23 protein-coding genes and 1 pseudogene are annotated in these 23,247 nt (G+C 61.1%); 3 read left to right on the top strand and 21 right to left on the bottom strand.

Annotated elements, in window-relative coordinates; genetic code table 11:
• Positions 1–155: 155 nt before the first annotated feature.
• From AC1DWG_RS13240 to ubiE, 11 genes and pseudogenes are all read right to left on the bottom strand, one after another.
• Positions 156–869 carry a methyl-accepting chemotaxis protein gene (locus AC1DWG_RS13240; RefSeq protein WP_477787931.1) on the bottom strand — a complete coding sequence of 238 codons (714 nt, stop codon included), beginning with the start codon at positions 867–869 and terminating at the stop codon, positions 156–158.
• A 141-nt stretch (positions 870–1,010) separates the two neighbouring features.
• Positions 1,011–2,072: pseudogene (locus AC1DWG_RS13235) on the bottom strand (methyl-accepting chemotaxis protein); the annotation flags it as partial.
• Positions 2,073–2,194: 122 nt separating this feature from the next.
• Entirely contained in the window at positions 2,195–2,902 is a 708-nt protein-coding gene (locus AC1DWG_RS13230; RefSeq protein WP_477763814.1) for a 16S rRNA (uracil(1498)-N(3))-methyltransferase, read from the bottom strand.
• Positions 2,899–3,693, bottom strand: coding sequence for a twin-arginine translocase subunit TatC (gene tatC / locus AC1DWG_RS13225; RefSeq protein WP_477759706.1), 795 nt, complete (start codon positions 3,691–3,693; stop codon positions 2,899–2,901). Before tatC ends, AC1DWG_RS13230 begins: the two co-directional genes overlap by 4 nt.
• Positions 3,690–4,142: a Sec-independent protein translocase protein TatB gene (tatB, locus tag AC1DWG_RS13220; RefSeq protein ID WP_477763815.1), complete on the bottom strand. Its 453-nt coding sequence runs from the start codon at positions 4,140–4,142 to the stop codon at positions 3,690–3,692. Before tatB ends, tatC begins: the two co-directional genes overlap by 4 nt.
• 10 nt (positions 4,143–4,152) lie before the next feature.
• Positions 4,153–4,425 (bottom strand): twin-arginine translocase TatA/TatE family subunit, encoded by a 273-nt coding sequence (locus AC1DWG_RS13215; RefSeq protein WP_108216223.1) that lies wholly within the window; start codon positions 4,423–4,425, stop codon positions 4,153–4,155.
• A gap of 25 nt (positions 4,426–4,450) precedes the next feature.
• A complete protein-coding gene (locus tag AC1DWG_RS13210; RefSeq protein WP_477787875.1) occupies positions 4,451–4,783 on the bottom strand; it encodes a phosphoribosyl-ATP diphosphatase in 333 nt (110 codons plus the stop codon).
• Positions 4,776–5,177 (bottom strand): phosphoribosyl-AMP cyclohydrolase, encoded by a 402-nt coding sequence (hisI, locus tag AC1DWG_RS13205; RefSeq protein ID WP_477752189.1) that lies wholly within the window; start codon positions 5,175–5,177, stop codon positions 4,776–4,778. Before hisI ends, AC1DWG_RS13210 begins: the two co-directional genes overlap by 8 nt.
• Before the next feature lie 81 nt (positions 5,178–5,258).
• Entirely contained in the window at positions 5,259–6,863 is a 1,605-nt protein-coding gene (ubiB, locus tag AC1DWG_RS13200; protein ID WP_477752188.1) for a ubiquinone biosynthesis regulatory protein kinase UbiB, read from the bottom strand.
• Positions 6,860–7,483, bottom strand: coding sequence for a ubiquinone biosynthesis accessory factor UbiJ (locus tag AC1DWG_RS13195; protein ID WP_477787874.1), 624 nt, complete (start codon positions 7,481–7,483; stop codon positions 6,860–6,862). Before AC1DWG_RS13195 ends, ubiB begins: the two co-directional genes overlap by 4 nt.
• Entirely contained in the window at positions 7,483–8,253 is a 771-nt protein-coding gene (gene ubiE, locus AC1DWG_RS13190; protein WP_007989286.1) for a bifunctional demethylmenaquinone methyltransferase/2-methoxy-6-polyprenyl-1,4-benzoquinol methylase UbiE, read from the bottom strand. The genes AC1DWG_RS13195 and ubiE overlap by 1 nt, the downstream gene beginning before the upstream one ends.
• Positions 8,254–8,408: 155 nt before the next feature.
• Between ubiE and AC1DWG_RS13185 the strand changes: the two genes are divergently transcribed.
• The 3 genes from AC1DWG_RS13185 to AC1DWG_RS13175 all read left to right on the top strand — a co-directional run bounded on the left by AC1DWG_RS13185 (position 8,409) and on the right by AC1DWG_RS13175 (position 10,191).
• On the top strand, positions 8,409–8,684 hold the full coding sequence (locus tag AC1DWG_RS13185; RefSeq protein WP_015093124.1) for a polyhydroxyalkanoic acid system family protein: 276 nt from the start codon (positions 8,409–8,411) through the stop codon (positions 8,682–8,684).
• A 252-nt stretch (positions 8,685–8,936) separates the two neighbouring features.
• Positions 8,937–9,359 carry a phasin family protein gene (locus AC1DWG_RS13180; protein WP_477752186.1) on the top strand — a complete coding sequence of 141 codons (423 nt, stop codon included), beginning with the start codon at positions 8,937–8,939 and terminating at the stop codon, positions 9,357–9,359.
• Positions 9,360–9,369: 10 nt separating this feature from the next.
• Entirely contained in the window at positions 9,370–10,191 is an 822-nt protein-coding gene (locus AC1DWG_RS13175; RefSeq protein ID WP_477763817.1) for a phasin family protein, read from the top strand.
• A 91-nt stretch (positions 10,192–10,282) separates the two neighbouring features.
• On the opposite strand, the gene AC1DWG_RS13170 is transcribed toward AC1DWG_RS13175, so the two are convergent.
• From AC1DWG_RS13170 to AC1DWG_RS13125, 10 genes are all read right to left on the bottom strand, one after another.
• A complete protein-coding gene (locus tag AC1DWG_RS13170; protein WP_477763818.1) occupies positions 10,283–10,900 on the bottom strand; it encodes a TetR/AcrR family transcriptional regulator in 618 nt (205 codons plus the stop codon).
• 59 nt (positions 10,901–10,959) lie between these two features.
• Positions 10,960–12,642, bottom strand: coding sequence for a class II poly(R)-hydroxyalkanoic acid synthase (phaC, locus tag AC1DWG_RS13165; protein ID WP_477763819.1), 1,683 nt, complete (start codon positions 12,640–12,642; stop codon positions 10,960–10,962).
• A gap of 115 nt (positions 12,643–12,757) precedes the next feature.
• Positions 12,758–13,612: a poly(3-hydroxyalkanoate) depolymerase gene (phaZ, locus tag AC1DWG_RS13160; protein WP_347910147.1), complete on the bottom strand. Its 855-nt coding sequence runs from the start codon at positions 13,610–13,612 to the stop codon at positions 12,758–12,760.
• A 138-nt stretch (positions 13,613–13,750) separates the two neighbouring features.
• On the bottom strand, positions 13,751–15,430 hold the full coding sequence (gene phaC, locus AC1DWG_RS13155) for a class II poly(R)-hydroxyalkanoic acid synthase (protein ID WP_477763820.1): 1,680 nt from the start codon (positions 15,428–15,430) through the stop codon (positions 13,751–13,753).
• Between the two features lie 259 nt (positions 15,431–15,689).
• Positions 15,690–16,067 carry a gamma-butyrobetaine hydroxylase family protein gene (locus AC1DWG_RS13150; protein ID WP_477752181.1) on the bottom strand — a complete coding sequence of 126 codons (378 nt, stop codon included), beginning with the start codon at positions 16,065–16,067 and terminating at the stop codon, positions 15,690–15,692.
• Positions 16,068–16,210: 143 nt separating this feature from the next.
• The gene (gene hslU, locus AC1DWG_RS13145) at positions 16,211–17,548 is read right to left on the bottom strand and encodes an HslU--HslV peptidase ATPase subunit (RefSeq protein ID WP_477763821.1); all 1,338 of its coding nucleotides are present in this window, start codon (positions 17,546–17,548) and stop codon (positions 16,211–16,213) included.
• Positions 17,549–17,603: 55 nt separating this feature from the next.
• The gene (gene hslV / locus AC1DWG_RS13140) at positions 17,604–18,134 is read right to left on the bottom strand and encodes an ATP-dependent protease subunit HslV (RefSeq protein ID WP_046031180.1); all 531 of its coding nucleotides are present in this window, start codon (positions 18,132–18,134) and stop codon (positions 17,604–17,606) included.
• A gap of 232 nt (positions 18,135–18,366) precedes the next feature.
• Entirely contained in the window at positions 18,367–19,080 is a 714-nt protein-coding gene (locus tag AC1DWG_RS13135; protein WP_218429685.1) for an SPOR domain-containing protein, read from the bottom strand.
• Between the two features lies 1 nt (position 19,081).
• Complete coding sequence (argS, locus tag AC1DWG_RS13130) at positions 19,082–20,818, bottom strand: arginine--tRNA ligase (protein ID WP_477752179.1); 1,737 nt, start codon at positions 20,816–20,818, stop codon at positions 19,082–19,084.
• A gap of 209 nt (positions 20,819–21,027) precedes the next feature.
• Positions 21,028–23,247: a primosomal protein N' gene (locus AC1DWG_RS13125; protein WP_477752178.1), complete on the bottom strand. Its 2,220-nt coding sequence runs from the start codon at positions 23,245–23,247 to the stop codon at positions 21,028–21,030.

The following is a 23,247-nucleotide window of genomic DNA, read 5'->3' as shown; positions in this document are numbered from 1 at the left end:
AAACCCGCGAAAGCGGGTTTTTTTTGGGGGGTTCAAAGTTACACCGCGTCGTTCCAATCGCGAGCAGGCTCGCTCCCACAGGGCCGGCGCCTGGCACAGGCGTTGTGTCTGAGCCGGTCAGTGTGGGAGCGAGCCTGCCCGCGATGGGGTTTCACTCATACCTTGAACCTGCCCACGAGCATCTGCAAATGCGTCCCCAACCGCGCCAGCTCAACGCTGGACGCCGCCGTCTCTTCACTTGCCGCCGACGTCTGATCCGACACATCTCGCACATTGAGCACACTGCGGTTGATCTCTTCGGCCACGGCGCTTTGTTGTTCGGCGGCAGCGGCGATCTGCTGGTTCATCGCCTGAATCGCCGAGACGGTGCGGGTGATGCTTTCCAGTGAGCCGCCGGCGCGGCGGGTCAGTTCGACACTGCTGTCAGTCAGGTTGCGGCTGTTGTCCATGATGGTCGCCACTTGTTGCGTGCCGCTTTGCAGGCCGACGATCAGCTCTTCGATCTCTTCGGTGGACTTCTGGGTGCGCTGGGCCAGGCTGCGGACTTCGTCTGCCACCACGGCAAAACCACGCCCGGCTTCACCGGCGCGGGCGGCTTCAATCGCCGCGTTGAGGGCCAGCAGGTTGGTTTGCTGGGCCACGGATTTGATCACGTCGAGCACGCTGCCGATCTTGTCGCTTTCGCGCTTGAGTTCGCCCATGGCCTCGGTGGAGTGACCGACTTGCGCGGCCAGGCGTTCGATCTGGGCGATGGCTTCACCCACCACTTTGTCGCCCTCGCGGGCCTGCTGGTCGGCGGCGACGGCAGCTTCGGAGGCTTCTTCGGCGTTGCGCGCGACTTCCTGCACGGTGGCGGCCATTTCGTTCATGGCGGTGGCGACCTGATCGGTCTCGACCTTCTGGCTGTTGACCCCGGCGCTGGTCTGCTCGGTGACCGCAGACAGTTCTTCGGCGGCGCTGGCGATCTGCGTGACGCCATCGCTGATGCCGCCAATCAGTTCGCGCAGGCCTTGGGTCATGCTCTGCATGGCGCGCTGCAACTGGCCGAGTTCGTCGCGGCGCTGCGACGTCAGGTTGTGGGTCAGGTCGCCACTGGCGACGCGCTCGGCGACGGCCAGGGTCTGGTTCAATGGAATGATGATCTGCCGGGTGATCGCCCAGGCGGCCAGCAGGCCGAAGGCGATGGCCAGTACAGTGGCGAGGGTCAGCATGTTCTTGGCATGGGCGGCGTCGGTGTCACGCACGACGGTTTGCGAGACGGTGAGTTTCTGGCTCATGCCCAACAGGATGTCGCCTTGGGCAGACATGCGTACCAGAGCCTTGGCGCTGGCCACCTGGGAGTCGCGGAACTGGCTGACGGCGGCGCGGTAGGCCTTCAGTGAATCAGTCGCCTGTTGCAGGTTGGCGATGTGTTCTTCAGGCAGTTTGGCCGGCAGGCTCTCGAGGTTCTTCAGGGCGTTGTCGATCGCGTCGAGGGCTGGCTGTTCGGCTTCGCTCTTGCCGCTGTAGGTGTAGCCGCGAACCTGGAAACGCGCCTGCTGGATCAGTTTGCTCAGGTCGATCACGCTATTGAAGGCGGTCACGCTGTCACCTTGCAGCATGGATTTTTCCACTTCGGCGACGCGGGCCACGGCATTGTCGGCGGTGGCGCCGAGTTTGCTGCGGGCGTCTTCACGCTGGGCGCCGGCCTGGTTCATGTCGCTGAAGGCACGGCGGTATTCGGCGACAGCGGCCAGTTGTTGATCGACCATGGCCGTATCAGCCGGTTGCTCGATCAGGCCGCGGGCGGTCTGCAGGCCGCTTTCGAGTTTGCCCAACAGCTCGTTGACGGCGCCGGGGCCTTGTTCGCCGCGACGCATCTCGTAATCCAGGCGAGCAATGCGCAGGTCCTTGGTCAGGTCGTTGAGACTGGCGATGAACCCCAGTTTATCGCCACGGCTGGTCACACCGCTCAGGCCACTCCAGCCCGTGAAGGTGATCAGCAGGGTCAGTAACAGCACAAGGCCGAAGCCGATCCCCAGCTTGCGTTTGACGCTGACGTTTCCCAGATTCTCGGCTAGCCATTGGTACATGCTGAAACTCCCCGGACCACAATTTGGTTTTGTGGGGGGTATATCGGCGGCATGCAGAGATTCTGTAGGAGCTGCCGAAGGCTCGGGCCGCGTTCGGCAGCTCCTACAGAGGGCGCGCAGTGTTAGAAAAGTCGTGCCAGCAGCGCGGTTACGGCGGTTTCGACCCGGAGAATGCGCTCGCCCAGTTGCACCGGTTGCAGGCCAGACTTGCCCAGCAGGTCGATCTCGTAGGGAATCCAGCCACCCTCGGGGCCGATGGCCAGGGTCACCGGTTCGCTGAGTGCGCGAGGGCAGGGCGGGTAATTGCCCGGATGCCCCACCAGGCCGAGGGTGCCCTCGGTAATCGCCGGCAAACGGTCTTCGACGAACGGCTTGAAGCGCTTCTCGATGACGACTTGCGGCAGCACGCTGTCCCGGGCCTGTTCGAGGCCGAGGATCAACTGCTCGCGAATCGCCTCGGGCTCCAGGAACGGGGTCTGCCAGAAGCTCTTCTCGACGCGATAGCTGTTGACCAGCACGATCCGCGGCACACCCATGGCCGCCACGGTCTGGAACACCCTGCGCAGCATCTTGGGGCGTGGCAGGGCCAATACCAGGGTCAATGGCAGCTTGGTTGGTGGTGGCTGGTCGAGGGTGACGCGCAATTCCGCTTCGCCGGTGTCCAGGCGCAGCACTTCGGCCGAGCCCATCAGCCCGCCGATCCGCCCGACACGCATGCTGTCGCCCACTTCGCAGCGGTGGACTTCCTGCATGTGGGTCAACCGGCGATCACGCAGGATCACCCGGTCGGCCGCAATGAAATCGGCTTCTTCGAGCAGCAGCAGGTTCACGGTTGAGTCGCTGGCGGCTGGTCGTTGTTGTCGTCAGCCGGCTGGTCGTCCGGGTGCTCGCCACGCTTGCTGATCAGGCTGCCAAACAGGATGCCGATTTCGAACAGCAACCACATCGGCACGGCTAGCAGGGTCTGCGAGAAGATGTCCGGCGGCGTCAGGATCATGCCGACCACGAAGCAGCCGATGACCACGTACGGGCGGATTTTCTTCAGGTATTTGACGTCGACTACGCCGATCCACACCAGCAGCACCACGGCCACCGGGATTTCGAACGCCACGCCAAAAGCGAAGAACAGCGTCATGACGAAATCGAGGTAGCTGGTGATGTCGGTCATCATTTCCACGCCGGCCGGGGTGGCAGCGGCGAAGAACTTGAAGATCAGCGGGAACACCAGGTAGTAGGCGAACGCCATGCCGGCATAGAACAACACGATGCTGGACATCAGCAACGGCACAGCAATGCGTTTTTCATGCTTGTACAGGCCCGGGGCGATGAAACCCCAGATCTGGTGCAGGATCACCGGGATGGCCAGGAACAGCGAGACCATCATGGTCAGCTTCAGTGGCGTCAGGAACGGCGACGACACGTCGGTGGCAATCATCGTCGCGCCGGCGGGCAGGTACGCGCGCAGCGGAGTGGAGACGAAGGTGTAGATCTGCTGGGTGAAGGCGAACAGCCCGGCAAAGATGATGAAGATCGCCGCTACGCAGCGCAGCAGACGGGTACGCAACTCGGTGAGGTGCGAAACCAGCGGCATGTGCTGGTCGTTTTCAGGGAGATCGCTCATGGGGCTCGCGGCGGCAAAGTGGTGTCGTTAGGCGCCGTCGTTGTCGGCGCAGCGGCTGGAGCAACGGGTTCAACCGGAGTCGCTGCCACAACGGGCGCGGGTTGCGCGGCCGAAACAGCAGGTGCAGGTGTTGTCGCGGCGGCAGCGGCAGGCGAATGAATCGTCTGCTCTCCCACATGCTCCACCGGCGTCGGCTCCTGCTGGGTCGGGGTGAAGATTTTCCGCGCCTCCTGCTCAAGCGACAGGATGTGCTCGTTGTGCAGTTGCCGACGAATCTCGTCGGCACCGATTTCACGTTCAACTTCCTGTTTGATCGCGTTGAAGCTGCGCTTCAGACGCCCGACCCACAGGCCAGCGGTGCGCGCAGCGCCCGGCAAACGCTCGGGGCCCAGCACCAGCAGGGCGACGAGGCCGACGAGCAGCAGTTCAGAGAAGCTGATACCAAACATTAGTCAGTGCTCACACGTCTTTGCGGATCGGCTCTTCGACTTTCTGTGCCTGCACGTCGATGGTGTGCGGCTGGTTCACCGAGGCCTGTGGCTGTACCGGTGGCACCGGTTGGGCCGGGTTCGCATTCGGGTCAGCCGGTTTTTCGTCGTCGTTCATGGCTTTCTTGAAACCCTTGATCGATTCGCCGACGTCAGTGCCGAGGTTTTTCAGTTTCTTGGTGCCGAACACCAGTACCACGACAACCAGGATGACGATCCAGTGTTTCCAGTCAAAAATGCCCATGCTGCTGCTCCTCTCTAATAGTTATTCAGGCGGACGGGCGCGAGGCTTTCTCGGCGTGTCCGGAGAGACCGAAGCGACGGTCCAGTTCATCGAGTACAGCCTGTGGATGCTGCCCCAATTGGGCGAGCATGACCATGCTGTGGAACCACAAATCGGCGGTTTCGTAGATCACATCGCTGCAGTCGCCGCTGATGGCGGCGTCCTTGGCGGCAATGATGGTTTCGACCGACTCTTCGCCGACTTTTTCCAGAATCTTGTTCAAGCCCTTGTGATACAGGCTGGCGACATACGAGCTGTCGGCGGCGGAGCCTTTGCGCTCTTCCAGTACCTCGGCCAGACGGGTCAGTGTGTCACTCATGTGTGTGCCCTGCGCAGTAGATGGCGTGCGGATCTTTGAGCACCGGGTCGACCGTTGTCCAGTCGCCGTTTTCAAAGACGCGGTAGAAGCAGCTTTGGCGGCCGGTATGGCAGGCGATGTCGCCGACCTGCTCAACCATCAGGATGATGACGTCGGCGTCGCAGTCCAGACGCATCTCGTGCAGGGTTTGCACGTGGCCGGACTCTTCGCCCTTGCGCCACAGCTTGCCACGGGAGCGCGACCAGTAGATGGCGCGGTTCTCGGCAGCGGTCAGTTCCAGTGCTTCGCGGTTCATCCAGGCCATCATCAGGACGCGCCCGGTCTTGTGATCCTGGGCAATCGCCGGCACCAGGCCGTCGGCGTCCCACTTGATCTCGTCCAGCCAGTTTTTCATCTTCGACTCCGACAGCGGGCTCGACACTTCAATAGTCGAGCTCAGGCGTTGAAACAGTGTGCCAGTCGTTCAGCCAACTGGCTATCGGCGCACGACCAGATACAAGCCGACCGCCATCATGATGCCGGCCGGCCAGTAAGCCAACTGGTTCAGCGGGCCGCCAGCGGCAAGGATGGCGCCCCCGGCCAGGTGCGCCGTGCCGAGCAGGCGCAGGAACCAGTCATCGCGGCGTCGGTGCCACGCTGGCGGCGGGTCGTAGGCGTGGGGTTGGGACATGCGTTCGAGCAGGTCGCGGGCCATGTTGGCCAGGTGCGGGATCTGTTCGAACTGGCTGTGCACGTTGCCGAGCAGGGCTTTGGGGCTGACTCGCTCGCGCATCCAGCGTTCGAGGAACGGCTGCGCGGTGTTCCACAGATCGAGGTCCGGGTACAGCTGGCGGCCCAGGCCTTCGATGTTCAACAAGGTTTTTTGCAGCAAGACCAACTGCGGCTGCACTTCCATGTTGAAGCGGCGCGCAGTTTGGAACAGGCGCATCAGCACCTGACCGAAGGAAATATCTTTTAACGGTTTTTCGAAGATCGGCTCGCACACGGTGCGGATCGCTGCTTCGAATTCGTTGAGTTTGGTTTCCGCCGGCACCCAGCCCGAATCGATGTGCAACTGCGCCACGCGACGGTAATCGCGCTTGAAGAAGGCGAACAGGTTGCGCGCCAGGTAATCCTGGTCCTCCGGGGTCAGGCTGCCGACGATGCCGCAGTCGATCGCAATGTACTGCGGGCTCCACGGATTCACGGTGCTGACGAAAATGTTGCCTGGGTGCATGTCGGCGTGGAAGAAGCTGTCACGGAACACCTGGGTGAAGAAAATCTCCACGCCACGCTCGGCGAGCATCTTCATGTCCGTGCGCTGGTCGGCCAGGGTCGCCAGATCGGTAACCTGAATACCGTAGATGCGTTCCATCACCAGCACTTTCGGGCGGCACCAGTCCCAATAGACTTGCGGCACGTACAGCAGCGGCGAACCGTCGAAGTTGCGCTTCAACTGGCTGGCGTTGGCCGCCTCGCGCAGCAGGTCGAGTTCGTCGTAGATGGTTTTTTCGTAATCGCTGACCACGTCCACCGGGTGCAGCAGGCGCGCATCGGCCGAGAGTTTTTCGGCGGCGCGAGCGAGGATGAACAGCCACGCCAGGTCTTGGGCAATCACCGGTTTGAGGCCAGGGCGGATCACCTTGACCACCACTTCTTCACCGGTTTTCAGTTGCGCGGCATGCACCTGCGCCACTGAGGCCGAGGCCAGCGGTTCGACGTCGAAACGGCTGAACACGTCGCTGATTTTCTTGCCCAGCTGTTCTTCGATCAGCTTGATCGACACTTGCGAGTCGAACGGCGGAACGCGGTCCTGCAGCTTCATCAGTTCGTCGGCGATGTCTTCGGGCAACAGGTCGCGGCGGGTGGACAGGATCTGCCCGAACTTGATGAAAATCGGCCCCAGGTCCTGCAACGCCAGGCGCAAGCGCGCGCCACGGCTGAGGTCCAGGGTCTTGCGCGGGAACCAGCGCCACGGCAGGACATAACGCAGCGCCCGCAGGAACCAGGGCAGTGGCAGGGCGAACAGCAGGTCATCGAGGCGGTAGCGGATCACGACGCGCTGGATGCGCAACAAACGGCGGACGGCAAGCAGCTTCATGCGTTATCGCTTGGGTCGAGGGATCGGGAAAGACGCTCGAAACGCGCCTCGAGACGTTCCAGATCGAGCTTGATCTGGTCCAGCTCACTGAATCGGGCTTCGGCTTCGCGCTGGCCGACGAGGGTGCGCGATTCTTCTGCCAGGTATTCGCCCAGGTTCTGGCCCAGGCTGGCAAAACCTTGCTGATACCAGCGGGCGCGGCTGCGCAGATGACTGCCGAGCAGTTGCGTGGCCACCGGCCCCAGCCAGCGCGAGAGTTCGTACTCCCAGTCCAGCTCCAGGTCCTGGAGGATCGCCGCCAGTTCCAGCAGCACGCCGCTGTCGCCGTCGAGTTCGACTTCAGGGGCGTGCAGAACAGAAGTCTTGTCCTTGCTCATGGCCAGTTTCAACAGGCTCGAGGCCGGTGCACGCAAGGTGCAGTCGGCGCCGGTTTCCCACTGGGAAGCGAGCATCAGGCCTTCGTCGCTGGGCAGGATGAACAGTTGCAGCGCCGGGCTGCGACAGTCGACGGCAATCACTCTGCCGCTCAAATGCGCCAGCCGCGGCAGCGCCGTGCTGTCGAGACGCAGCACCCGGTTCAGGCCGAGTTCAACGCTGGCGAGCAGGCCGGCGAGCAGCATCAGGGCTTGATGCCGCGGTGCAGGGCAACGATGCCTGCGGTCATGTTGTGATAGGTCACGCGGTCGAAACCGGCCTCGACCATCATCGACTTCAGGGTTTCCTGGTTCGGGTGCATGCGGATCGATTCGGCCAGGTAGCGATAGCTTTCCGAGTCGTTGGTGATCAGCTTGCCCATCAGCGGCATGAAGGCGAACGAGTAGGCGTCGTAGGCCTTGGACATCAGCGCGTTGGTCGGCTTGGAGAATTCCAGCACCAGCAAACGGCCGCCAGGCTTGAGCACACGCAGCATCGAGCGCAGGGCATCTTCCTTGTGGGTCACGTTGCGCAGGCCGAAGGCGATGGTCACGCAGTCGAAATGGTTGTCCGGGAACGGCAGTTTTTCCGCATCGGCCTGGACGAATTCGACGTTGCCGGCCACACCGAGGTCCAGCAGGCGGTCACGACCGACCTTGAGCATGGATTCGTTGATATCGGCCAACACGACCTGGCCGGTCGGGCCTACCAGATGCGAGAACTTGCGGGTCAGGTCGCCGGTACCGCCGGCGATATCCAGCACGCGGTTGCCGGTGCGCACGCCCGACAGTTCGATCGCGAAACGCTTCCACAGACGGTGCATGCCGCCCGACAGAAGGTCGTTCATCAGGTCATATTTGGCGGCTACCGAGTGGAAAACCTCAGCGACTTTTTCCGCTTTCTGGCTTTCCGGAACGTTTTTGAAGCCGAAGTGAGTGGTGGGTTCGGCATCGCTGCCTTTGCGCTGATCAGTCATATCGCTGTCACCAAAAGAGAATGCGCGACATTCTAATCCCCAAGGCATGCTTTGTCTTGGCAAGGCTGAAGGTAAGATGGGTAACCATCGGGACGTTTTGACACAGCAGGGGTCAAGATGCCTCGGGAAAGCATCCATAAAGCAGGAGTTATTTGATGGCCCGTATTAGTGTTGAACGTGCCCATGGCCTGGGTAAGGAAGCGGCTCGCGAGAAGGCCGACAAGCTGGCGCAGAAACTTTCCGATCAGTATGGCCTGGAGCCGCAGTGGTCCGGCGACACCCTGAATCTCAAGCGCTCGGGTGTGAAGGGCGCGGTGCATGTCAGTGAAGATTCGATCAAGGTCGACGTGGAACTGGGCCTGATGATGTCGGCCATGAGTGGCATGATCAAAGCGGAAATCGAAAAGGCGCTGGATAAAGCGTTGGTCTGATCCCGCCTTCGCACCGAACCGATACCCCTGTAGGAGCGGGCTTGCCCGCGAAGGCGGTAGTTCAGCCACAGACAATATGGTGGATGTACCGGCCCCTTCGCGGGCAAGCCCGCTCCTACAGTTTTTGATGTGGTGTGTTCAAAGGTTCATGTCAGTTGTTAGGGTGCCGTTTCTAATTTTTCTCCCTACTTTGTGCCAGAGCCCGACACTTATCCGGGCAGTTCCTCAAACCTTCTGCGCGTGAGGTGCACCATGGCCAAAGTTATTTTGAAGAAAAAAACCGACCCGTCGACCGGCACGCTGAGCGACGTCAAATCCTATGCCCGCAAGATCTGGCTGGCAGGCCTGGGCGCCTACGCCAAGGTCGGTCAAGAGGGCAGCGAATACTTTCAAGAGTTGATCAAGGCTGGTCAGGTTGTTGAAAAGAAAGGCAAAAAAGTAGTCGCCGAGAAACTGGAAGCGGCCAATGCCGAAATCGATGAAGCCAAGAGTGAAGTCAGCACTTTCAAAGGACGCGTCGAAGTTCAACTCGAGAAGGTCGAGAAGGCGTTCGACACGCGTGTCGCAAGTGCCTTGAATCGTATCGGCATTCCGTCTAAACATGACGTTGAGACACTCTCTGCTAAGCTCGATGAGCTGACGGCATTGCTCGAACGTGTCGCGCGTAAATCTTAAGGAGAACGGGATGGCTGTTAAAAAGAAAACCGAAAAAGAAGGCAGCTCGTGGATCGGGAAGGTTGAAGATTACTCCCGAAAAATCTGGCTGGCTGGTTTAGGCGTGTACTCGAAGATCGACACTGACGGCAGCAAGCTCTTCGATGCATTGGTTAAGGACGGCGAGAAAGCCGAGAAGCTCACCAAGAGCGCTGTTGGCAAGACAGTCGACGCCGCCAAGGACTCTGCTTCCTCGGCCAAGTCGCGCATCAGCGGCGTGAAAGATCGCGCACTGGGCAAGTGGGATGAGCTGGAAGGCGCCTTTGACAAGCGTCTGAACAGCGCCATTTCGCGTCTGGGCGTACCGAGCCGCAACGAAGTGAAGGCACTGCACAGCAAGGTCGAAACACTGACCAAGCAAATCGAAAAACTGACCGGTGCCAAGGTTGCGCCTGTTGCGGCGAAAACCGCGGCGGCCAAACCTGCTGCCAAGCCGGCCGCCAAAACCGCAGCCAAGCCACTGGCAAAAGCAGCGGCTAAACCTGCTGCCAAGCCTGCGGCTAAAACTGCAGCCGCCAAACCGGCCGCCGCAAAAGCCGCTGCCAAACCAGCGGCTAAACCGGCCGCCAAGCCTGCAGCGAAAACTGCAGCGGCCAAACCCGCTGCGGCAAAAAAACCAGCGGTGAAAAAGCCGGCAGCTCCAAAAGCCGCCGCGCCAAAACCAGCAGTGGCAGCTGCCAAACCGGCAACGCCGGCAGCTCTGGTCAGCGCATCGAACTCCGCTGCCGCGCCAACCCCTGCTGTCACCCCGACTGCCGCGCCAGCTCCATCGACGCCAACCAGTCAGTCCTGATTCTCAGGGCTCTAGAAAACGCCCGGCCTGTGAAGGTCGGGCGTTTTTGTTTGTGTATAGAAAAAAGATCGCAGCCTGCGATCTTTTGATCTTAATGCTCTTCCAGGTACTCCATCGCCATCTGCTCAGTCGCGACCTTGATCGGTGGCAGCAAGTGTGGCGCCACCAGCATCATGATCTGGTAAACCACCAGCCGCACCTCGCCTTCGCGATCGAGAATCCGCTGGTAATCCAGTGAGAACAGCAGCGTCAGGGTGATCTGCTCCACCAATTGCCCCAGTGCCTGGGTATCGCTGATCAGCAGTCCTTGTGCCTTCAGTCGCGCCAGCAACGACGCCAGTGTGCGCTTGAGTGCATTGAGCAGGTTGCGAATGCCCTTGGCCAGTTTCGGCAGGCGTCCGGCGAGGTTCGACAGGTCCTGGAAGAGAAACCGGTAGTGGGACAGGCGTTCGACGATCAGGTGCAGGAACAGCCAGTAGTCTTCCGGTGCCAGTTCGACATCGGCCGGTGGGTCGAGCAAGGGGGTCAGTTCGCCCTGAAAGCGCTCGAACAGCCCGAGAATCAACGGTTCCTTGCCGTGGAAGTGGTAGTAGAGGTTGCCCGGGCTGATGCCCATTTCATTGGCAACTTCCATGGTGGAGACATTCGGTTCGCCCTTTTGATTGAACAACTGCAGGGCACATTCGAGGATCCGGTCGCGGGTTTTCATCCAGTCTTCTTAATGATCGGGTCTTGCCACGGCCGGCAGAGGCCGTGGCGCGTTGAACGTCAGCGCACGCGCACATAAGTACCGGGTGCTGCCTCCATCGGTGGATAGTTCTGGTTGCCGAGCGCCATGTGGGTTTCCTTCTGCGCGCCGGAACGTTCCTGAATCCAGCTCAGCCATTGGGTCCACCAACTGCCGTCGACATGCTTGGCGTCGTAGTACCAGGCGCGGGGATCGCTGCTCAGTTTGCCGTTCTCGACGTAGTTGGCTTTCGGGTTGCTCGGCGGGTTGAGGATGCTCTGCACATGTCCGCTGTTGGACAGCACGAAGCGCCGCTCGCCACCCAGCAGCAGCGTCGAGCGATACACCGCATCCCACGGTGTGATGTGATCGTTGATGCCAGCGACGCTGAAGCTGTCGACGGTGACCTTCTGCAAATCGATCGGCGTGCCACACACTTCCAGCCCGCCCGGGTGGGTCAGCGGGTTGTGCTTGAAGAAGTCCAGCAGGTCGCCATGCAGGGCGGCCGGCAAACGCGTGTTGTCGTTGTTCCAGTAGAGGATGTCGAACGCCGGTGGCTCCTTGCCCAGCAGGTAGTTGTTGACGAAGTAGCTCCAGATCAGATCATTGGGGCGCATCCAGGCGAAGACCTTGGCCATGTCGCGGCCGTCCAGCACACCTTTCTGATAGGAGCGGCGCTTGGCTGCCTCCAGAGTCTGTTCGTCGGCGAACAGCGAAACGGGGCTGTCCAGCTGGCTGTCGAGCAGGCTCACCAGATAGGTCGCGCTGGACACCCTGCGCAGCTGCCGCTTGGCCTGCAAGTGACCTTGCAACGCGGCAATGGTCAGCCCGCCGGCGCAGGCGCCCATCAGGTTGACCTCGCGTGCGCCGGTGATCGCCCGGCAGACATTCAAGGCCTCTTCTACGGCTTCCACGTAGGTCGAGAGCCCCCATTCGCGGTGACGCACATCCGGATTGCGCCAACTGATCATGAAGGTTTGCAGGCCGTTTTTGAGGGCGTACTGGACGAAGCTGTTGTGCGGGCTCAGGTCGAAAATGTAGTACTTGTTGATTTGCGGCGGTACTACCAGCAGGGGCTTGGAATACTGCTTTTCGCTCATCGGCTTGTACTGGATCAACTCCAGCAGCTCGTTGCGAAACACCACGGCACCGGTAGTGGTGGCGACCGTCTTGCCAACCTCGAACGCTTGCTTGGTGACTTGCCGGGGCAGGCCATCGTTGTGCAGCAGATCGTCCACCAAATGGCTGATGCCACGCACCAGACTGTTGCCGCCGGAGTTGAAAATTTCCTTGATCGCCAGTGGATTGAGCAGGGAGTTGGAGGGCGATACGGCGTCGTTGAGCAAGGCGAAAGCGAAGTGGGCGCGGGCGCGGTCGTCCGGGCTCATGTTGCTCTCGTCGATCCAGCTCTTGACCTGTTTCTGCCAGCTCAAATAGGCCTGCAGGCTGCGGCGATAAAATGGGTTGAGGCTCCACGCCGGGTCGGCGAAGCGAGCGTCCTGCGGGTTGGTCGGGTGCAGGGTTTCACCCAGCAGCACACGGCCAAGCTGACCACCGAGCTTGAGGGCATGTCGGGCGCTGTGCACCGGATTGCGCAAGCCATGGGCGGCCACCCTGCGCAGGGTCGACAACAGATCCCGGCCGCGCAGGCCGGTAATCGCACTCTGTGCATTGATGAACGCGGCGGGAGTCGGTAGGGAATCCCTCGCTGGTTTCTCGCGCATGAGTCAACACTCCTTCGTCTTCAGGCCAAAAACAAATACACCGAACCAGAACACCATAGACGCTGTAACGGGTTGTTGCGCGGCGTGGCGTCCTGCCGACCGCTGAGGCAGTGGTTTAGCCGCCCAATGGCGCCGGACGCGGATGCATCACCGCGCGCTGGCGCTCCTCTTCCAGGAATTTCATGATGATCGGGGCCACCGCTTCGGCCCGGGTAATCAGGAACAAATGCCCGTCATCGATGATGTGCAGCTGGGCGTTGGGAATCCGCCAGGCCAGCAAGCGCATGTTGACCAACGGGATCAGTGGGTCATCGTCGCCGGCCAGTACCAGGGTCGGTTGGCGGATCTTGTGCAACCAGTGAATGCTGGTCCAGCCGAGGCCGGCGAACAGCTGCCAGTAGTAACCGAGCTTGCCCGCCGAACGCACCTTGGCCGCATGGCTCGCGGCCAGCGTCGGGTCGCGACGGAACGCGCCGCCGTAGATCATCGGCGCAATGCGGATCACGTGGGATGGCTGGATGTAACGTCGAGGGCTGGCCATCATCCACAGCACTTTCGGCTTGCCCGGCACCATCACCGCACCCGCCGCCGTCGCCGCCAGTACGAGTTTCTTGCAGCGCTCCGGATAGTCGTAGGCGAATTGTTGGGCCAGGGCGCCACCCCAGGACACGCCGATGACGTTGACCTGCCCGTAGTCGAGATAGTCGAGCATCCGCGCCGTGAGTTTCGCCAGCCCCGGAAAACGATACGGCCGGTTCGGCGTCGACGAACCACCGACACCGGGTACGTCGAAGGCGATGACTTCCAGGTCCGGATCCAGCGCCGCGATGAACGGGAACACCAGCTCCAGGTTGGCGCCGATACCGTTGAAAATCAGCAGGGGCGTCAAGTGAGGCTTGCCGGGGCGTACCGCCGTGCGGAGCGTCTGGCCATCCAGATCGACGGTACGGAATATGAAGGGTTGCGGCATGCTTCTGGCCCTGTGGGTCGCTATCTCGAATTCTTCCTCGACCCTCTGTAGGAGCTGCCGCAGGCTGCGATCTTTTGATGTTGAAGAAAAAAGATCGCAGCCTGCGGCAGCTCCTACAGGGATAGCGAGGTGTATCAGTTACCGCTCATGCACATAGGTGCCTGGCGCCGCTTCACCCGCTGGATAGGCCTTGTTGCCCAGTTTCAGCGGAGCCTTTTTCAGGTTGCCCGAACGCTGCGCCTGCCATGCCTGCCAGTGCAGCCACCAGGAGTCGGCATGCTTGGTCGACTCTTCCTGCCAGTCATCGGCATTGACAGGCATTTCGGTGCTGGTCATGTAGCGCGATTTCGGATTGCCCGGCGGGTTCAGAATGCTCTGGATGTGCCCGCTGCTGGACAGCACGAATTCAACGTTGCCGCCGAACAGTTGCGCCGATTTGTAGCAGGAACGCCACGGGGTGATGTGGTCGTTGGTGCCAGCCAGCGAGAAGATGTCGGCGGTGACTTTCTTCAGGTCGATCGGCGTGCCGCACACTTCCAGTGCATCGGCACGGGTCAACGGGTTACTTTTGAACATCTCGATCAGGTCGCCGTGGAACGCGGCGGGTAATCGGGTGGTGTCGTTGTTCCAGAACAGAATGTCGAACACCGGCGGTTCATTGCCCAACAGGTAGTTGTTGACCCAGTAGTTCCAGATCAGGTCGTTGGGGCGCATCCAGGCGAAGATTTTCGCCATGTCGCGGCCTTCGAGGACGCCGGCCTGGTAGGAGTGGCGCTTGGCAGCTTCGAGGGTTTTCTCGTCGACGAACAGGGCCACGTCGCTGTCCAGGGTGGTGTCGAGCACGCTGACCAGCAGGGTCAGGGCATTGACCTTGTTCTCGCCGATTGCCGCGTAGTGGCCCAGCAGCGCGGTGCAGGTGATGCCGCCAGAGCAGGCGCCGAGCATGTTCACGTCTTTGCTGCCGGTAATGGCGGTGACCACATCGACCGCTTCCTTGAGCGCTTCGATATAGGTCGACAGGCCCCACTCACGCTGCTCCTTGGTCGGGTTGCGCCAGCTGACGATGAAGGTCTGCACGTTGTTGCGCAGGCAGAACCGCGCCAGGCTCTTGTCCGGGCTCAGGTCGAACACGTAGAACTTGTTGATCTGCGGCGGTACCACCAGCAGTGGGCGTTCATGCACCTGCTCGGTGATCGGCTTGTACTGGATCAGCTCCAGCACGTCGTTGCGAAAGACCACCGCACCCTCGGTCACGCCAAGGGTCTTGCCGACCTCGAAGGCGCCCATGTTGACCTGGCTCGGCATGCCGCCGTTGTGCACCAGGTCCTTGGCCAGGTGCGAGAGACCATCGAGCAGGCTTTTACCGCCGGTTTCGAAGAAACGCTTGACCGCCGCGGGGTTGGCCGCCGTGTTGGTCGGCGCGAAAGCTTCGGTCATGAGGTTGATCACGAAGTGCCCGCGACTGACATCCTTGGCTGGCAGGTTACTGTCGTCGATCCAGTCGTGGAGTTCCTTGCGCCACGCCAGGTAGGTTTGCAGATAACGTTTGTAGAGCGGGTTCTGGCTCCAGGCCGGATCCGCGAAGCGACGGTCATCGCTGGTCGGTTGCAGCTCGGATTTGCCGAACAGTACGTTCTTGAGTTCAAGGCCGAAATGCGCAACATGCTTCGCGCTGTGCACTGGTTGCCTGATGGCCTGCCTGAGTACCATGCGAGCAGATGCCAGTAGATCCTTTCCACGCAGCCCAACGACAGGATTCAGCCCCAAGGTGTTTTCCGAGGCCTGATACTTCAAGTCATCGTTATTCTGTTTACTCATCTACGACGCTCCATTGTCCTGAGACGAGTACCGGGTCCTGCTGTGTAGTCACACAGCCAATGCCAGGTACTACTGCTCGGGGTGACCGTTAATACTGCATTGCTGCTTTTTTAATGCAGAAAGCACTGCAGGGAACTTGCCAGTTCCATTGGTTACCCGAGTTTAATTTTTTTCGCAAGCAGGCCAGTCGGTGGCCCTGAAGCGGAGCATTCAAACAGATGAAATTAGAAAATGCCCTCTAAAGAGCAAGAGGCTCGGATTAGAGCATCAGCTTGACGACGGATTCGTTCGGGTCGCGGGTTTTTCCGGCGGCTTTGAGCTCGGCCAGATAATCTTCCCAGAGTGCGTCATAACGTCGCCCCAGCTCGTAGAGGTATTCCCAGGTGAACAGGCCACTGTCGTGACCGTCATCGAAGGTCAGTTTCAGTGCGTACTGACCGGCCGGTTCTACCTTGGTCAGGCCGACGTTGATCTTGCCAAATTGCAGGATGGGTTTGCCGTGGCCCTGGACCTCGGCGGAAGGCGAGTGCACGCGCAGGAACTCGGCGGGCAGGGTGTATTCCTCGCCGGACGCGTATTTGAGCGTCAGGGTTTTCGAGGCTTTGTGCAGCTTGATGTCGGTGGGGAGTTGGGTCATGGCGGGTCGTCCGTCTATGTGGAACGTTCTGTAGGAGCTGCCGCAGGCTGCGATCTTTTGATCTGGTTTTTGAAGCAAGATCAAAAGATCGCAGCCTGCGGCAGCTCCTACAAGTGTTTCGTTCTCACAGGAGAGTAGGTGACCTACAGGATATAACGGGACAGGTCTTCGTTCTGCGCCAATTCGCCCAAGTGGCTGTTGACGTAGTCGGCGTCGATCTGGATCACCTTGCCGTCATGGACGCTGGCCAGGTCGCCGGCGCTGAACGACACCTCTTCGAGCAGGCGCTCGAGCAGGGTGTGCAGTCGACGGGCACCGATGTTTTCGGTTTTCTCGTTGACCTGCCAGGCGATCTCCGCGATGCGCTTGATGCCGCTCGGCTGGAACTCGATGTCCAGGCCTTCGGTTTTCAGCAGTGCGCAATATTGCTCGGTGAGCGAGGCGTGCGGTTCGCTGAGGATGCGCTCGAAATCTTCCGGGCTCAGGGCCTTGAGTTCAACACGAATCGGCAGACGACCTTGCAGTTCCGGCACCAGGTCGCTTGGCTTGCTCAGGTGGAACGCACCGGAAGCAATGAACAGGATGTGGTCGGTCTTGACCATGCCCAGCTTGGTGTTGACGGTGCAGCCTTCGATCAGCGGCAGCAAGTCACGCTGCACGCCTTCGCGGGACACATCGACGCCGCCGGAATTGCCACGCTTGGCGACCTTGTCGATTTCGTCGATGAACACGATGCCGTGCTGCTCGACCGCTTCCAGGGCCTTGGCCTTCAACTCTTCATCGTTGACCAGGCGGCTGGCTTCTTCGTCGCGCACCATCTTCAGCGCTTCTTTGACCTTGAGCTTGCGGGCTTTCTTCTTGCCCTTGCCCATGTTGGCAAACAGGCTCTGCAACTGGTTGGTCATTTCTTCCATGCCCGGTGGCGCGGAGATGTCGACGCCGGCCATTTCGGCGACTTCGATTTCGATCTCCTTGTCGTCCAGCTGACCTTCGCGCAGACGCTTGCGGAACAGCTGACGGGTGTTGGAGTCGGCAGTCGGGGCGTCGTCACTACTGAATCCCATGCGTGCCGGTGGCAGCAGTGCGTCGAGGATGCGCTCTTCAGCAGCGTCTTCGGCGCGGTGGCGAACCTTGACGATTTCCTGCTCGCGCAGCAGCTTGATCGCGGCATCGGCCAGGTCACGAATGATCGATTCGACGTCGCGGCCGACATAGCCGACTTCGGTGAACTTGGTCGCTTCGACCTTGATGAACGGCGCATTGGCCAATTTTGCCAGGCGACGGGCGATCTCGGTTTTACCGACACCGGTCGGGCCGATCATCAGGATGTTCTTTGGCGTGACTTCAACGCGCAGCTCTTCAGGCAGCTGCATGCGGCGCCAGCGGTTGCGCAGGGCAATGGCGACGGCGCGCTTGGCATCGTCCTGGCCGATGATGTGGCGGTTGAGTTCGTGGACGATTTCACGGGGAGTCATGGACATAGTATTTAGCGGACCTCAAGCAAGAATGAGCCGTGGCGCGAAGGCCAACACGGGCTTACTCGGCGCAGTCCTGCTCCTCAATGGTCTGGGTGTGATTGGTGAATACGCAGATGTCGGCGGCGATGCCGAGGGCGGTTTCGACGATTTCCCGGGCCGACAGATCGGTTTTCTTCAGCAGTGCACTGGCAGCGGCCTGGGCGTAACCGCCGCCGGAACCCATGGCGATCAGGCCTTCTTCGGGTTCAACTACATCGCCGTTGCCGGTGATGATCAGGGAGGCGTCTTTGTTGGCGACCGCGAGCATGGCTTCGAGGCGGCTCAGGGAGCGGTCGGTGCGCCATTCCTTGGCGAGTTCGACGGCGGCGCGCACCAGGTGGCCCTGGTGTTTTTCAAGCTGGCCTTCGAAGCGTTCGAAGAGGGTAAAGGCGTCAGCGGTGGCACCGGCAAAACCGGCGATGACCTGGCCGTGGTACAGGCGGCGAACTTTTTTCGCGTTGCCTTTCATCACGGTATTACCAAGGGAAACCTGGCCGTCGCCGCCCATGACGACTTTGCCGTGGCGGCGAACTGAAACGATGGTGGTCAAGGGAAGAGTCTCCACGCTGCGGGGCGAAAATGCCTTATGCCCATTCATATGGGGGTGCTGGAGTGGATTTCAACTGTGGGGCGAGACGAGGGACGAATGGTGTGAATCGAGTTCTGGATATAGTGCCCTTTCAGGCGCATTCGCTGGCAAGCCAGCTCCTACAGGGTTTGTCGAATATTCTGTAGGAGCTGGCTTGCCAGCGAAGAACGATGACGCAGTGGCCCTGACGGGATCAGCGGCTCTGGCGTTGTTGTAACAACAAATTGCTGAAACCGGCACCGGCCAGTTGTTTCTGCGCAGTGGTCAGTTGTTCGCGGTTGCTGAACGGACCGACCAGAACCCGATACCAGGTTTCGTCCTTCACCGTGCCGGACTCAACCGCCACGGCCTGGCCCAGCAGAATGATCTGCGCCCGCACCTTGTCCGCATCAGTCTCTTTGCGGAACGAGCCAGCCTGCAGGAAAAACTTCGTCACAGGCGCAGCCTTGACCGGTGGCGCAGGTGGCGGAGTAATCCCGGCCAAAGCTGCCTGGGCGCGGGCCGTATCGATCTTCGCCGCTTCGGCCGGGGTGACCGGCGTTGTCGGGATGACCGGCACTTGCGGCGTCGGCAGGGTTTTTTCCGGCACGGCATCCGGCGGCACGATGACTTCCGATTCCGGCAGCAAGGTGTAGAAATCGTACTTCGGCTTCACCGGCTGCGTCGGGCTCGGCGGGGTCTTGTTGGCCTCGGCGATCTTGCTGGCTTTCTGCTGTTGCTGTTGTTCGACCTTTTCACGCTTGACCGTGTCGCTGCCCTTGCCCGGTTCCAGCTTCATCAGAAATACGATGAAGGCGCCGACCGTCAGGCCGATGGCCATCCACAACCAACCCGGGATCGGTTGCTTTGCAGGAGCCTGGTAACGGCTGGCACCACGCTTGGGTGCAGGTTTTTTCTTGGCAGCCAACTTACATACGCTCCAGAGTTTCCAGGCCCAAGAGTTCCAGGCCTTGCTTGAGGGTGCGTCCGGTCAGCGCGGCGAGGCGCAGGCGGCTCTGCATTTGTGCCGGGGTATCGGCGGCGAGGATCGGGCAGTTCTCGTAGAAGCTGGAGAACAGGCCGGCGACGTCGTACAGATAGGTGCAGAGGATGTGCGGGGTGCCTTTTTCGGACACGTTGTTCAGAATTTCACCGAATTGCGCGAGTTTCGCCGCCAGTTCGTGTTCGTGCGCCGCTTCCAGAACGATCTGGCCGTCGACTTCGCTGAAGTCCTTGCCGAGTTTGCGGAACACGCCGGCCACACGGGTGTAGGCGTACAGCAGGTACGGCGCGGTGTTGCCTTCGAAGTTGAGCATCAGGTCGAAGTTGAAGCTGTAGTCACTGGTGCGGTGCTTGGACAGGTCGGCGTATTTCACTGCGCCGATGCCCACGACCTTGGCGATGTTGCGCAACTCGGCTTCGGCTAGTGTAGGGTTCTTGTCCTTGACCAGGGTGTAGGCGCGTTCCTGGGCTTCGGTCAGCAGGTCGATCAGCTTCACGGTGCCGCCATCACGGGTCTTGAACGGACGGCCGTCAGCGCCGTTCATGGTGCCGAAGCCCATGTGTTCCATTTCCATCGGATGGGTCACGAAACCGGCCTTGTGCGCCACGGCGAACACTTGCTGGAAGTGCAGGGCCTGACGCTGGTCGACGAAGTACAGCGCACGATCGGCCTTGAGCTTGCCGCTGCGGTAGCGCACGGCCGCCAGGTCGGTGGTGGCGTAGAGGTAGCCGCCGTCAGCCTTGACGATGATCACCGGCAGAGGGTCGCCATCGGCGTTCTTGAACTCGTCGAGGAACACGCACTGGGCGCCGTTGCTCTCGACCAGCATGCCTGCCGCCTTCAAATCATTGACCACGTTGATCAGGTCGTCGTTGTAGGCGCTTTCGCCCATTACGTCGGCCATGGTCAGTTTGACGTTAAGCAGTTCGTAGATCTTCTGGCAGTGGGACAGCGAGATGTCCTTGAACTTGGTCCACAACGCCAGGCAGTCAGCATCGCCGGCCTGCAACTTGACCACCAGGCCACGGGCGCGGTCGGCGAACTCTGCGGATTCGTCGAAGCGTTGCTTGGCGGCGCGGTAGAAGTTTTCCAGGTCCGACAGTTCGTCGCTGGTGATCGGGTTTTCCTGCAGATACGCCATCAGCATGCCGAACTGGGTGCCCCAGTCGCCGACGTGGTTCTGACGGATCACGGTGTCGCCGAGGAATTCCAGCACGCGGGCCACGCCGTCGCCGATGATGGTCGAGCGCAGGTGGCCGACGTGCATCTCTTTGGCCAGGTTCGGTGCCGACAGGTCGACCACGGTGCGCTGCACCGGGCCGGCCTTGCGCACGCCGATGTGGGCGTCGGCCAGGGCAGCGTCCAGGCGGGTCGCCAGGGCGTCGGTGTTCTGGAAGAAGTTCAGGAAGCCTGGACCTGCGATTTCGGTCTTGGCGACATTTTCGTCAGCCGGCAGCGCGGCGATGATTTTCTCGGCCAGATCGCGGGGCTTCATACCGGCCGGCTTGGCCAGCATCATGGCGATGTTGCTGGCGAAGTCGCCGTTCTTCTTGTCGCGGGAGTTTTCCACCTGGATCGCCGGCGACAGGCCTTCAGGCAACACACCTTCGTTGACGAGTTGGGTGATGGCTTGTTGGATCAGCTGGCGAATGGTGTCTTTCATGGTCTTCTCTTTCGACCGCAGGCGCGGCGGCGCATCATGCGCTGGTGGAAAAACTGGGCATTATCCGTTGCGAAGACGGGCTTGCCAACCTTAGCAGGCAGGATATGGATGTGTGGTGACAAAAGAGGCAAAGATCGCAGCCTTCGGCAACTCCTGCACGGATTGCGCGTTTCTGTAGGAGCTGCCGAAGGCTGCGATCTTTTGAGCGTTTAATACAAATCCACAGGATCAACATCCAAAGACCAACGCACCGCCCGCCCGCTCGGCATCTGCTCCAGCACCAACAGCCAACTGGCCAGCAATCGATGCAACGGCGCCCGGGCCGTAGCCTGCAACAACAGCTGCGCACGATAACGCCCGGCCCGTCGCTCCATTGGCGCCGGCACCGGTCCCAGCAATTCAATGCCGGTCAGACCCTGTTCGGCCAGCAAACGTTCGGCCTCGCTGCAGGCTTCATCCAGGAAGCCTTCGGCCTGACCCGGTTTGTGCGCCTCGGCTCTCAGTAACGCCAAGTGCGCAAACGGCGGCAATCCGGCCGCACGGCGCTCGCTCAAGGCCTGTTCGGCAAAGGCGAAATAGCCTTGCTCGGTCAATTGCACCAGCAGCGGATGGTCGGCCAGGTGCGTCTGGATAATCACTTTGCCCGGCTCTTCGGCGCGACCTGCGCGGCCGGCGACCTGGACGATCAGCTGAGCCATGCGCTCGCTGGCGCGGAAGTCGCCGGAGAACAGGCCACCGTCGGCGTCAAGGATCGACACCAGTGTCACCCGTGGAAAGTGGTGGCCTTTGGCAAGCATTTGCGTGCCGATCAAAATGCATGGCTGACCTTTTTGAATGGTTGCGAACAACTGGTTCATCGCGTCCTTGCGCGATGTGCTGTCGCGGTCGACCCGCAGCACCGGATAGTCCGGGAACAGAATCGCCAGGCGCTCCTCGGCCCGTTCGGTGCCGGCGCCCACGGGGCGCAGATCGACCTTGTTGCACTTCGGGCACTGGCGCGGCACGCGTTCGACGTAGCCGCAATGGTGGCAGCGCAATTCGCCGTGACGCTGATGCACGGTCATCCGCGCATCGCAACGCTGGCATTCGGACATCCAGCCGCAGTCATGGCACAGCAGGGTCGGGGCGAAGCCGCGGCGGTTGAGGAACACCAGTACCTGCTGCCCGGCGGCCAGGGTCTGGCCGATGGCTTGTTGCATCGGCCCGGAAATACCACTGTCCAGCGGGCGGCTTTTGACATCCAGACGCAGGAAGCGCGGCTGTTTGGCGCCGCCGGCTCGCTCGTTCAAGCGCAGCAGCCCGTAGCGGCCGGTGTAGGCATTGTGCAGGCTTTCCAGCGAAGGGGTGGCGGAGCCGAGGACAATCGGGATGTTTTCCTGGCGAGCCCGCACCAATGCCAGATCACGGGCGTGGTAGCGCAAGCCTTCCTGCTGTTTATAGGAACCGTCGTGTTCTTCGTCGATGATGATCAGGCCGGGGTTCTTCATCGGCGTGAACAGGGCCGAGCGGGTGCCGATAATAATGTCGGCCTCACCGTCCCGGGCGGCCAGCCAGGCCTCGAGGCGTTCACGGTCATTGACCGCCGAATGGATCAGCGCGATACGGGCATTGAAACGCTGTTCGAAGCGCGCCAGGGTCTGCGGGCCCAGGTTGATTTCCGGGATCAGCACCAGTGCTTGCTTGCCGGCCTCCAGGGTTTCGCGAATCAACTGTAAATAGACTTCGGTCTTGCCGCTGCCGGTGACGCCGGCCAGCAGGAACGCGTGATAACTGTCGAAGCCGGCGCGAATCGCCTCATAGGCGGCGCGTTGCTCCGGGTTCAGCGGCAGTTCCGGTTGCGCCAGCCAGTGTTCGTGGCGTACGCCCGGGGCGTGGCGGCGGATCTCGACCTGCACCAGCTCCTTGGTCAGCAGCAAATCCAGGCTGTCCTTGCTCAGCATCAGCTTGCTCAGCAACTGATGAGCGACGCCGTGGGGATGCTGGGCCAGCGTGGCCAGAGCTTCGCGCTGGCGCGGGGCGCGGGCGATGCGCGGATCATCGAGGCTGGCGCCCGGCGCGGCGGACCAGAAACGTTCCTGGCGCGTTTCGGCCAGCTCACCCTGGCGCAGCAACACCGGCAGCGCCCAGCTCAAGGTGTCGCCGAGGCTGTGCTGGTAATACTGGGAGGTCCACAAGCACAGCTTGAACAACGCGGGCGGTAGTGGTGGCGTAGCGTCGAGCAGTGCCAGGGCCGGCTTGAGTTTCTCGGCCGGCACTTCGCTGGTGTCGGTGACTTCCACCAGAATCCCGATCATCTCGCGCCGGCCGAACGGTACCCGCAGGCGCATGCCAGGGTGCAACTGGGCGCGCAGGACGCCGGCCGGAGCGCGGTAGTCGAACAGGCGGCGCAGCGGCGAAGGCAGGGCGAGGCGCAGAATGGCGTTGGGCAC

This window comes from Pseudomonas sp. P4_B3 (assembly GCF_056402295.1).
Note: the sequence above shows the minus strand (reverse complement) of the source record. Positions and strands in the feature narration are given on the sequence as shown.

Excerpts from the sequence above, each read along its gene's own strand:
- AC1DWG_RS13240 (WP_477787931.1), bottom strand. The coding sequence starts at position 869 with ATGAACGAAATGGCCGCCACCGTGCAGGAAGTCGCGCGCAACGCCGAA.
- tatC (WP_477759706.1), bottom strand. The coding sequence starts at position 3,693 with ATGAGCGATCTCCCTGAAAACGACCAGCACATGCCGCTGGTTTCGCAC.
- tatB (WP_477763815.1), bottom strand. The coding sequence starts at position 4,142 with ATGTTTGGTATCAGCTTCTCTGAACTGCTGCTCGTCGGCCTCGTCGCC.
- AC1DWG_RS13215 (WP_108216223.1), bottom strand. The coding sequence starts at position 4,425 with ATGGGCATTTTTGACTGGAAACACTGGATCGTCATCCTGGTTGTCGTG.
- AC1DWG_RS13210 (WP_477787875.1), bottom strand. The coding sequence starts at position 4,783 with ATGAGTGACACACTGACCCGTCTGGCCGAGGTACTGGAAGAGCGCAAA.
- hisI (WP_477752189.1), bottom strand. The coding sequence starts at position 5,177 with ATGAAAAACTGGCTGGACGAGATCAAGTGGGACGCCGACGGCCTGGTG.
- ubiB (WP_477752188.1), bottom strand. The coding sequence starts at position 6,863 with ATGAAGCTGCTTGCCGTCCGCCGTTTGTTGCGCATCCAGCGCGTCGTG.
- AC1DWG_RS13195 (WP_477787874.1), bottom strand. The coding sequence starts at position 7,483 with ATGCTGCTCGCCGGCCTGCTCGCCAGCGTTGAACTCGGCCTGAACCGG.
- ubiE (WP_007989286.1), bottom strand. The coding sequence starts at position 8,253 with ATGACTGATCAGCGCAAAGGCAGCGATGCCGAACCCACCACTCACTTC.
- AC1DWG_RS13185 (WP_015093124.1), top strand. The coding sequence starts at position 8,409 with ATGGCCCGTATTAGTGTTGAACGTGCCCATGGCCTGGGTAAGGAAGCG.
- AC1DWG_RS13180 (WP_477752186.1), top strand. The coding sequence starts at position 8,937 with ATGGCCAAAGTTATTTTGAAGAAAAAAACCGACCCGTCGACCGGCACG.
- AC1DWG_RS13175 (WP_477763817.1), top strand. The coding sequence starts at position 9,370 with ATGGCTGTTAAAAAGAAAACCGAAAAAGAAGGCAGCTCGTGGATCGGG.
- AC1DWG_RS13170 (WP_477763818.1), bottom strand. The coding sequence starts at position 10,900 with ATGAAAACCCGCGACCGGATCCTCGAATGTGCCCTGCAGTTGTTCAAT.
- phaC (WP_477763819.1), bottom strand. The coding sequence starts at position 12,642 with ATGCGCGAGAAACCAGCGAGGGATTCCCTACCGACTCCCGCCGCGTTC.
- phaZ (WP_347910147.1), bottom strand. The coding sequence starts at position 13,612 with ATGCCGCAACCCTTCATATTCCGTACCGTCGATCTGGATGGCCAGACG.
- phaC (WP_477763820.1), bottom strand. The coding sequence starts at position 15,430 with ATGAGTAAACAGAATAACGATGACTTGAAGTATCAGGCCTCGGAAAAC.
- AC1DWG_RS13150 (WP_477752181.1), bottom strand. The coding sequence starts at position 16,067 with ATGACCCAACTCCCCACCGACATCAAGCTGCACAAAGCCTCGAAAACC.
- hslU (WP_477763821.1), bottom strand. The coding sequence starts at position 17,548 with ATGTCCATGACTCCCCGTGAAATCGTCCACGAACTCAACCGCCACATC.
- argS (WP_477752179.1), bottom strand. The coding sequence starts at position 20,818 with ATGAAAGACACCATTCGCCAGCTGATCCAACAAGCCATCACCCAACTC.